The organism is Streptomyces goshikiensis (genome assembly GCF_014650555.1).
GTDB lineage: Bacteria > Actinomycetota > Actinomycetes > Streptomycetales > Streptomycetaceae > Streptomyces > Streptomyces goshikiensis.
This window is the reverse complement of sequence record NZ_BMVE01000007.1, coordinates 374,583-384,985: the sequence shown is the minus strand read 5'-3', so window position 1 is coordinate 384,985 and position 10,403 is coordinate 374,583. Positions and strand designations below refer to the sequence as shown.

Annotated in this window: 1 protein-coding gene; it reads right to left on the bottom strand. The window is 76.1% G+C overall.

Annotated features, from left to right (window positions below):
* Nucleotides 1–6: 6 nt before the first annotated feature.
* On the bottom strand, nucleotides 7–10,347 hold the full coding sequence (locus tag IE248_RS22445) for a type I polyketide synthase (protein WP_190031515.1): 10,341 nt from the start codon (nucleotides 10,345–10,347) through the stop codon (nucleotides 7–9).
* Between the last annotated feature and the right edge of the window lie 56 nt (nucleotides 10,348–10,403).

Below are 10,403 nucleotides of genomic sequence, written 5' to 3'. Positions count from 1 at the left end.
GGCACGTCAGAAGTTGCTGTTGCTGGTGGTGGTGTCGGGGGTGTCGTCGTCGAGGCCGCCCCCGCCGTCGAGGGCGAGGTCGAGGAGGTCCTGGAGGTCCATCGTGTCGATGGACCCGCCCGGGTCGACGGCCTCGGCACCGGGCTCGGTGGCCGGGGCGTCGGGTCCGGCGAGCCGCAGGAGGGTGTCCAGGAGTCCGGCCTCGCGGATCCGGCCGAGGGGGATGGTGGCGAGCGTCCGGCGCAGCTCCGCGTCCTGCGGGTCGCTGTCGAGGTCCGTGACGGCCGCGCCGCCGCTTCCCTCGGGGAAGAGGGTGCGCAGCAGGTGGCGGGTCAGGGCCTGCGGGTTGGGGTAGTCGAAGACGAGGCTGGACGGCAGCCGCAGGCCGCACGCGGCGCCCAGCCGGTCGCGCAGTTCGACCGCGGTCAGCGAGTCGAAGCCCAGGTCCTTGAAGGCCCGGTCGGCTGCGACGGCGTCCGCGGAGGGGTGGCCGAGCGCGGCCGCCGCGTGTTCGCGCACGAGGTCGAGGAGCGCCGTGTCGCGCTCGTCCGCGGGCAGCTCGCCGAGCCGGCCGAGGACGGTCGCGGCCGCGTCGGCGGACGTGCCGCCGGCGTGCGGCTCCTCGCGCAGTACGCCGCGCACCTCGGGCAGGTCGCCGACGAGCGGGCGGGGGCGGGCCGCGGCGAACACCGGTGCGAACCGGGCCCAGTCGACGGAGGCCACGGTCACCGCCGCGTCGCGGCCGGCGAGGGCGCGTTCCAGGGCGAGGAGGTTCGTCCCCGGGTCGACGGGCGGCAGTCCGCGCCGGGTGAGCTGCTCCTCCGCGTCGCCTTCGGCGGCCATGCCGCCGTCGGCCCACGGTCCCCAGGCGATCGCCGTGGCGGCGAGCCCCCGGGCGGCGCGGCGCTCGGCGAGCGCGTCGAGGAAGGTGTTGGCGGCGGCGTAGGCCCCTTGGCCGCCGCTGCCCCAGACACCGGCGATGGAGGAGAAGAGGACGAACGCGTCGAGGGAGTCCGGGGTGTCGAACAGCGCGTCGAGGTGGACGGCGCCGGCGGTCTTGGCGGTGACGACCCGGGCGAAGCCGGGCAGGTCGGTGCCGGTGCCGGGCGGCTGGGAGACGCCGGCGGCGTGCACGACGGCGCGTACGGGGGCGCCGTCGGCCGCTAGGCCGGCGACGAGTGCTTCGAGCGCGTCCCGGTCGGTGACGTCGCAGGCCGCGAGGGTCACGGCCGCGCCGAGCGCTTCGAGTTCCGCCCGGACCTCGGTGGCGCCGGGCGCGTCGGCGCCGCTGCGGCTGACGAGCACGAGCCGCCGCGCGCCGCGTGCGGCGAGGTGCCGTGCGACGTGGCGGCCGAGGGCGCCGGTGCCGCCCGTGATGAGCACGGTGCCGTCCGGGGTCCACCGCGGTGCGGTGCGGGCTCCGGCCGACGGGGCGGCGTGGACGAGGCGTCGTACGAGCGGTCCGGCGGCGCGGATCGCGAGCTGGTCCTCGTCGCCGGCGCCGGTGAGTACGGCCGACAGCCGGGACAGGGCGCGCTCGTCGCACACCTCGGGCAGGTCGACGAGGCCGCCCCAGCGGCCCGGGTGTTCCAGGGCTATGACCCGGCCGAGGCCCCAGACCTGGGACTGGGCGGCGCCGCCGAGGGTGTCTGCGGGGGCGGCGGCGACGGCGTCGCGGGTGACGCACCACAGGGGCGCGTTCGCGTAGCCGTTCGGCTGGTCCGCGTCGGCGTCGGGCTCCGAGGTGAGCGCCGTGGCGAGGGCTGCGGTCAGGGCGAGTCCGACGGGCACCGACGGGTGCTCGGGGTGCGGCCGCTCGTCCAGCGCCAGCAGCGAGAGGACGCCGCTGACCGGTCCGGCGGCGGCCAGGTGTGCGCGCAGGACGGCCGGGTCGCCGTCGGCGACGTCGAGCGGAAGCGGCACGATGCGGGCGCCGTCGCCGCTCATGCGGTCGGTCAGCGCGCGCACCCACGGGTCCTGGGACTGCGCGGCGGGAACGGGGACGATCCAGGTGCCGGCCGGGGTTCCCCGGTCGGGGCCGGACCAGGGCTGCCAGGTGACGCGGTAGAGGAGGGATTCGGCCTTCGCCCTGGCCTGCTGGTCCTGCCGCCACGCGGAGAGCGCGGGCAGCGCGGTGCTGAGCGGCTGGTCGCCTTCGAGGTCGAACTCGTCGGCGAGCGCCGTCAGATCGGCCCGTTCGACGGCGTCCCAGAAGCGGGCGTCGGCCCCGGCCGCGGCGGGAGCGGTCTGCGCCGCGCCGCCGGGGGCGGCGGGCTCGGGCCAGTAGCGCACGGGCTGGAAGGGGTAGGTGGGCAGGTCGACGCGGTGGGCGCCGGTCCCGGTGGCGGCGAAGTACGCCCGCCAGTCGAGGGGGACGCCACGGGTGTACGCGTGGGCGAGGGCGGCGGTGGCGGTCACGGCTTCGGCCTCGGGGCGCGCCGCGCGCAGGACCGGTACGAAGGCGGCGTCCTCGGTGAGGCAGTCCTGGGCGAGCGCGGACAGCACGCCGTCGGGGCCGAGTTCGAGGTACGTCGTGACTCCGGCGGCCTCCAGGGCGCGGATGCCGTCGAGGAAGCGGACCGCCTCGCGGACGTGCCGGACCCAGAAGTCGGCCGAGCCCATCTCGTCGGTGACGAGTGCGCCGGTCAGGTTCGAGACGACCGCGATGCGCGGGTCCTGGAACGTGAGCCCCTCGACCACCTTGCGGAAGTCGGCGAGCATCCCGTCCATGTGCGGCGAGTGGAAGGCGTGGCTGACGGTGAGCCGCTTGGACTTGCGGTTCGGGAACGCCGCCGCGACGGCGAGCGCCGCGTCCTCGTCACCGGCGACCACGACCGAGCGCGGGCCGTTGACCGCCGCGATGCTCACCCGGTCGGTGAGCAGCGCCACGACCTCGTCCTCCGAGGCCTGTACGGCGATCATGACGCCACCGGCGGGCAGCGCCTGCATCAGACGGCCCCGGGCGGCGACGAGCGCGCACGCGTCCTCCAGCGAGAGCACGCCCGCCACGTGGGCGGCGGTGATCTCACCGATGGAGTGACCGGACAGGAAGTCCGGGCGCAGACCCCACGAGGTCAGGAGCCGGAACAGCGCCACCTCGACCGCGAACAGTGCGGGCTGCGTGTACTCCGTACGGTCCAGTACCTCGGCGTCCGTGCCGAACAGCACGTCCTTCAGGGGCAGTTCGAGGTCGAACCGCTCGCACACCCGGTCCAGCGCGGCCGCGAACACCGGGTGGGCCGCGTACAGCGCACGGCCCATCCCGAGCCGCTGGCTGCCCTGCCCCGTGAACAGGAAGGCCAGCCCGCCGCCCGACACGGTGCCGCGGATCAGCCCCGGCGGCTGCTCGTCGGCCGCGAGGCCGGCGAGGGCGCGCAGCAGACCCTCACGGTCGTCGGCGGCGAAGGCCGCCCGGTGTTCGAGGCCCGCGCGGCCGGTGGCCAGGGAGTAGGCCAGGTCCGGCAGACCGGAGCCGTCGGCGGCGACCGCTTCCTCGGCGACGGGCAGCAGCCGGGCCGCCTGGGCGCGCAGCGCCTGCGGGCTCCGGGCCGACAGGACGTACGGCACCGGTACCGGCGTTGCCGTCGGCGCGGGCCGCTCCGCGGGTTCCGGGGCCTGCTCGATGATGGTGTGGGCGTTGGTGCCGCTGATGCCGAACGAGGACACCGCGGCGCGTCGCGGCCTACGGGTCTCGGGCCAGGCGGTGGCCCGCGTCAGCAGGGCGATGTCCCCGGCCGACCAGTCGACGTGCGGGCTCGGCTCGTCCACGTGCAGGGTCTGCGGGAGCACCCCGTGCTGCATGGCCATGACCATCTTGATGATGCCCGCGACACCGGCGGCGGCCTGGGTGTGCCCGATGTTCGACTTGATGGAGCCGAGCAGCAGCGGCTGCCCGTCGGCGCGGTCCTGGCCGTAGGTGGCCAGCAGCGCCTGCGCCTCGATGGGGTCACCGAGCCGGGTACCCGTACCGTGCGCCTCCACCGCGTCGACCTCGGCGGCCGACAGTCCGGCGCTGGCGAGGGCCGCGCGGATGACGCGCTGCTGCGAGGGCCCGTTGGGGGCCGTCAGGCCATTGCTCGCACCGTCCTGGTTGACGGCCGAGCCCCGCACGACCGCGAGCACCGGGTGACCGTTGCGCTGGGCGTCGGAGAGCCGCTCGACGAGCAGCATGCCGACACCCTCGCCCCAGCCCGTACCGTCCGCGGCGGCCGCGAACGCCTTGCAGCGGCCGTCGGGGGCGAGGCCGCCCTGGTGGCTGAACTCGCTGAAGGTCCCGGGCGTCGACATCACGGTGACACCACCGGCCAGCGCGATCGAGCACTCGCCGCTGCGCAGCGCCTGGACGGCCCAGTGCAGGGCGACCAGCGAGGAGGAGCAGGCGGTGTCGACGGTGACGGCGGGGCCCTCCAGGCCCAGCGCGTAGGAGACGCGGCCGGACATGACGCTGCCCGCGTTGCCGGTCATCACGTGGCCGAGGACGCCGTCCACGTCGGCGGACCGCTCCAGCTGGGCGTCATAGCCGCCGGCCGAGGCGCCGACGAACACGCCGGCCCGGGTGCCGCGCAGCGACGACGGGTCGATGCCCGCCCGCTCGATCGCCTCCCAGGAGGTTTCCAGCAGCAGCCGCTGCTGCGGGTCCATGGCCAGGGCCTCGCGCGGCGAGATCCCGAAGAAGTCGGCGTCGAAGGAGTCGGCGTCGTGGAGGAAGCCGCCCGTGAAGGTCCGGCCGTCCTGCCCGGCGTACAGCTCGGCGGTGTCCCAGCCGCGGTTGCCGGGGAGCCCGGCGATCGCGTCGCCGCCGGTCTCGACGAGCCGCCACAGCTCCTCGGGGCCGCGGACGCCGCCGGGGTAGCGGCAGCTCATGGCGACGATGGCGATGGCGTCGTCGGCGCCGGGCGCCGCGCCCCGCAGGCCCTGTGCACCGTCCTGGCCGGCCTCGTCCTCGTCGCCGAGGAGGTCGGTGCGCAGCCGGCGGGCGAGCGCGGTGGGCGAGGGGTGGTCGAAGACGAGCGTGGTGGCCAGGCGCAGTCCGGTGACCGCGCCGAGGCGGTTGCGCAGTTCGACGGCGGTGAGCGAGTCGAAGCCGAGGTCCTTGAACGCCTTGGCGGGCTCGACCTGTTCGGCCGAGGCGTGGCCGAGCACGGAGGCGACCTGGGCCCGTACGAGGTCGAGCAGCGCCCGGTCCTGTTCGGGCCGGGTGAGGGCCGCGAGCCGTTCGGCGAGCGGGGTGCCCGCGTCGGTACGGGTGCGCGCGGTACGGCGCCCGGCCGGGCCGAGGAGCTCCCGGAAGACGGGGGCCACGGGCCCGGGCGCGGCGGCGGCGGCCAGCGCGGCGGGGTTCAGGCGGGCGGGGACCAGGGCGGGCCGGCCGGAGGCGAGCGCCGCGTCGAGCAGGGCCATTCCGTCACCGGAGGTGAGGGCGCCCACGCCGTGCTGCTCCATGCGGCGCAGCTGGGTTTCGTCGAGGCCGGCGGTCATCGCGCTGGCGTCGGCCCACAGGCCCCAGGCGAGCGCGGTGGCCGGCAGGCCCTGGTGGTGGCGGTGCTGGGCGAGGGCGTCCAGGAACACGTTGGCACAGGCGTAGTTGGCCTGGCCCGCGCTGCCGAGGGTGCCGGCGATGGCGGAGTAGAGGACGAACGCCGTGACCGGCAGTTCGCGGGTCAGCTCGTGCAGGTGGAGGGCGGCGACGGCCTTCGGCCGCAGGACCGTGTCCAGGCGCTCGGGGGTGAGGGATCCGACGACGCCGTCGTCGAGGACGCCCGCGGTGTGGATGACGGTGGTGAGGGGGTGTTCGGCGGGGACGGCCTCCAGGACGGCGGCCAGGGCTTCGCGGTCGGCGGCGTCGCAGGCCGCCCAGGTGACCTCGGCGCCGAGCGCGGCGAGTTCCGCGGTGCGTTCGGCGGCGCCGGGAGCGTCGGCGCCGCGACGGCTGAGCAGCAGCAGGCTGCGTACGCCGTGGGCGGTGACGAGGTGGCGGGCGACGATCCCGGCGAGGGTGCCGGAGCCGCCGGTGATCAGCGCGGTGCCGTTCGGGTCGACGACGACGGGGCCCGCGGCGCCGGTCCCGGCCGTCGGGGTGGCGGCCGGGCGGGTGCGCCGCAGTCGCGGTACGTGGACGGCTCCGTCGCGCAGCAGCAGCTCCGGCTCGCCGGACGCGAGGGCCGCGGCGAGGAGGGCCGCGCCGGCCGGGTCGTCGAGGTCGGCGAGGTCGCGGACGTCGGCGAGGAGGAAGCGGCCGGGGTTCTCGGTCTCGGCCGACCGCAGCAGACCGCGTACGGCGGCGTGCGGCAGGTCCGTGCCGCCTTCGCCGGGCCCGGCGACCGCGCCGCTGGTCACGACGACCAGGCGGGACGTCTCGAACCGGGTGTCGGCCAGCCAGCCGCGCACGAGGGCGAGCGCCCGGTGCGCGGCCTCGCTCAGGGTGTCCGGCGCGAGGCCGTCGGCCTGCCGGGGGAAGGGGGCGAGGACGTACGCGGGCACGGGGGCGCCTGCGTCGATCGCCGCGGCGAGCTCCGCCAGGTCGGCGTGGCGGGTGCCCGGACCGCTTCCGGTGGAGCCCAGCACCGCCCATCCGCCCTCGGGTCCGGCCGGCTCCGCGAGGGCCTCCGGCCGTGCCGACAGCGGCAGCGGCGTCCAGTCGAGCTGGAACAGTGCCTCGCGGACGACGGCCGGTACGGCGGCGGGGGCGCCGGTGGTCCCGGCCGTGAACGGCCGCGGGGTCAGCAGGCCGACGGTGGCCACCGGGTCGCCGAGGTCGTCGGCGAGGTCCAGGGCGAACGCCCCGTCGGCGGCGGGCCGGATCCGGACGCGCAGGGCGCCGGCGCCCGTCGCGTGCAGGGTCACGTCGGACCAGACGCTGCCCGGTCCGACACCGCTGCCCTCGCCGTCGGCGTACGGGGCCGCCAGGGCGAGCGCGGTGTGCGCGGCGGCGTCCAGCAGGGCGGGGTGGAGGCCGAAGTCGGCTGCCTGCGGGGCGTCTTCGGGCAGGCGCAGCTGGGCGTAGTAGGTGCCGTCGTGGTGCCAGGCCGCCTCGACGGCCCGGAACAGCGGGCCGCGCGCGGGAGCGTCGCCCTCAGTGGCGCCTTCGGTGGCGCCTTCGGTGGCGTAGAGGCCGCTGATGTCGAGGGCTTCCGCCCCGGCGGGCGGCCACTGGGCGAGGGCTACGCCCGCGGCCGGGGACTCGGCGGGCGCGAGGACGCCGTGGGCGTGGCGGGTCCAGCCGGTGTCCTCGGCGGCCTCGCCCTCGGGCCGGGCGGACACGGTGAAGGCGCGGCGGCCCTGCTCGTCGGGGTCCTCCACGAGCACCTGGACCCGTACGCCGCCGTCGGCGGGCAGCGTCAGCGGCGCGTCGAGCACCAGCTCCTCGACGTGCCCGCAGCCGGCCTGGTCGCCCGCGCGGACGGCGAGTTCGACGAACGCGGCGCCGGCCAGTACGGGCGTGCCGGCCACGGTGTGGTCGGCGAGCCAGGGCTGGGTGCGGGGCGCGAGCCGGCCGGTGCACAGCACCCGGTCGGATCCGGCCAGGGTGACGGCCGCGCCGAGCAGCGGGTGCGCGGCCGGGTCGAGTCCGGCCACGCTGACGTCTCCGGCCGTGGTGGCGGCGGGCTCCAGCCAGTAGCGGGAGTGCTGGAAGGCGTAGGTGGGCAGGTCGACGCGGCGGGCGCCGGTGCCGGAGAAGTACGCCGTCCAGTCGACGGTGGCGCCGCGGGCGTGGGCGCGGGCGAGGGCGGCGAGGGCCGTCTCGGGCTCGGGCCGGCCGCCGCGCAGCGCGGGGACGAAGGCCGCCGTGTCGCCGGTGACGCAGTCCTGGGCGAGCGCGGACAGGACGGCTTCGGGACCGAGTTCGACGTAGGTGGTGACTCCGGCGGCTTCCAGGGCGCGGATGCCGTCGAGGAAGCGGACGGCGTCGCGGACGTGCCGGACCCAGAACTCGGCCGAGGCCATCTCGTCGGTGACGAGGGCGCCGGTCAGGTTGGAGACGACCGGGATGCGCGGGGTCGCGTACGTGAGCCGCTCGGCCACCTCGCGGAAGGCGTCGAGCATGCCGTCCATGTGGGGCGAGTGGAAGGCATGGCTGACGGCGAGGCGCTTGGTCTTCCGGTCGGGGAACGCGGCCGCGACGGCGAGCGCCGCGTCCTCGTCACCCGCGACGACCACCGAGCGCGGGCCATTGACGGCCGCGATGGCGACGCGCTCCGTCAGCAGCGGCAGGACCTCCTCCTCGGAGGCCTCCACCGCGATCATGACCCCGCCGGACGGCAGCGCCTGCATCAGACGGCCCCGGGCGGCGACCAGCGTGCAGGCGTCGGCCAGCGACAGGACGCCCGCGACGTGCGCGGCGGCGATCTCGCCGATGGAGTGACCGGACACGAAGTCCGGGCGCAGACCCCACGACTCCAGCAGCCGGAAGAGTGCCACCTCCACGGCGAACAGCGCGGGCTGCGCGTACTCCGTCCGGTTCAGCGCGGCGGCGTCGGATCCGAACAGGACGTCCTTCAGCGGGAGTTCCAGCTGCGCGCAGATCGCGTCGAGGGCCTGCGCGAACACCGGGCAGGTCTCGTACAGTTCGCGGCCCATGCCCGGGCGCTGGCTGCCCTGGCCGGTGAACAGGAACGCGGTCCGGCCCTCGGTGACGCTGTCGGTGACCAGGCCGGCGGCCTCCTCGCCGGCGGCGAGGGCGGCGAGGGCGGCGTCGAGGTCTTCGTCCGTGCGGCCGATGAGCACCGCGCGGTGCTCCAGGGCGCCGCGGGTGGTGGCGAGGGAGTAGCCGAGGTCGAGGGCCGGGGCGGCGGCGCCGTCCTGGGCGCGGGCGGCGATCAGCCGGGCGGCCTGGGCGCGCAGCGCGGCGGCGGTCCGGCCCGAGAGCGTCCAGGGCAGCACGGCGGGCCTGGCGGTGGCCGGGGCGGCCTCCGGGGCGGCGGCCCCGTCCGTGCCCTCGCCGTCGGGGCCCGCCTCCGGCGGGGCCTGCTCGATGATGGTGTGCGCGTTGGTGCCGCTCACGCCGAAGGCGGAGACGGCCGCGCGGCGCGGGGCGCCGGTCTCGGGCCACGCCATCGGTTCGGTCAGCAGCGACACCGCCCCGCCCGACCAGTCGACGTCGGGAGTCGGCTCGTCGACGTGCAGGGTGCGCGGGAGGACGCCGTGGCGGATCGCCATGACCGTCTTGATGATGCCCGCGACACCGGCAGCGGCCTGGGTGTGGCCGATGTTGGACTTGAGGGAGCCCAGGCGCAGCGGCCGGCCCTCGGGGCGGTCCTGGCCGTAGGTGGCGAGCAGCGCCTGCGCCTCGATGGGGTCACCGAGCCGGGTGCCCGTGCCGTGGGCCTCGACGGCGTCGACCTCGGCGGCGGAGAGCCGGGCGCTCTCCAGGGCCTGGCGGATGACGCGCTGCTGGGAGGGGCCGTTGGGGGCGGTCAGACCGTTGCTGGCGCCGTCCTGGTTGACGGCCGAACCGCGGACCACGGCGAGCACGGGGTGCCCGTTGCGGCGGGCCTCGGAGAGGCGTTCCACCAGGAGGACGCCGACGCCCTCGGACCAGCCGGTGCCGTCGGCGGCAGCGGCGAAGGACTTGCAGCGCCCGTCGGCGGCGAGGCCGCGCTGGCGGCTGAACTCGACGAACACGTCGGGCGTGGGCATCACGCACACGCCGCCGACCAGGGCGAGCGAGCACTCGCGCTGCCGCAGGGCCTGGATGGCCAGGTGCAGGGCGACGAGGGAGGAGGAACAGGCCGTGTCGATGGTGGCGGCGGGGCCCTCCAGACCGAGGACGTAACTGACCCGGCCCGAGAGCACGCTCGTCGCGCCGCCCGTCAGCAGCAGCCCTTCGAGACCCTCCGGGACCTCCTTCAGGTCGGCCCCGTACCCCATGGCGCCCGCGCCGATGTAGACGCCGGTGCGGCTGCCGCGTACGGACGCCGGATCGATTCCGGCGCGCTCGAACACCTCCCAGGACGTTTCCAGGATCTGGCGCTGCTGCGGGTCCATCGCCAGTGCCTCGCGCGGCGATATCCCGAAGAATCCGGGGTCGAACACGGTGGCGTCGGAAAGGAATCCGCCACCGGTGTTGTAGAAGGTGCCCTTCCGGTCGGGGTCGGGGTCGGCGAGGGACTCGATGTCCCAGCCCCGGTCGTCGGGGAATCCGGTGATGGCGTCACCGTCCTCGGACACCAGTCGCCACAGGTCCTCCGGAGACCGCACCCCGTCGGGGAAGCGGCAGCTCATCGCGACGATGGCGATGGGCTCCTGGGCGTCCTGCTCGACCTCCTGGAGGCGGCGGCGGGCGCGCCGCAGCTCCGTGGTCATCCACTTCAGGTTTTCGAGAAGCTTTTCTTCGTTCGTGCCGGCCACTGGAACGTCACCTCCTGGAGAAATGCGCGATGCATACGGAAATCGGGCGGGAAATG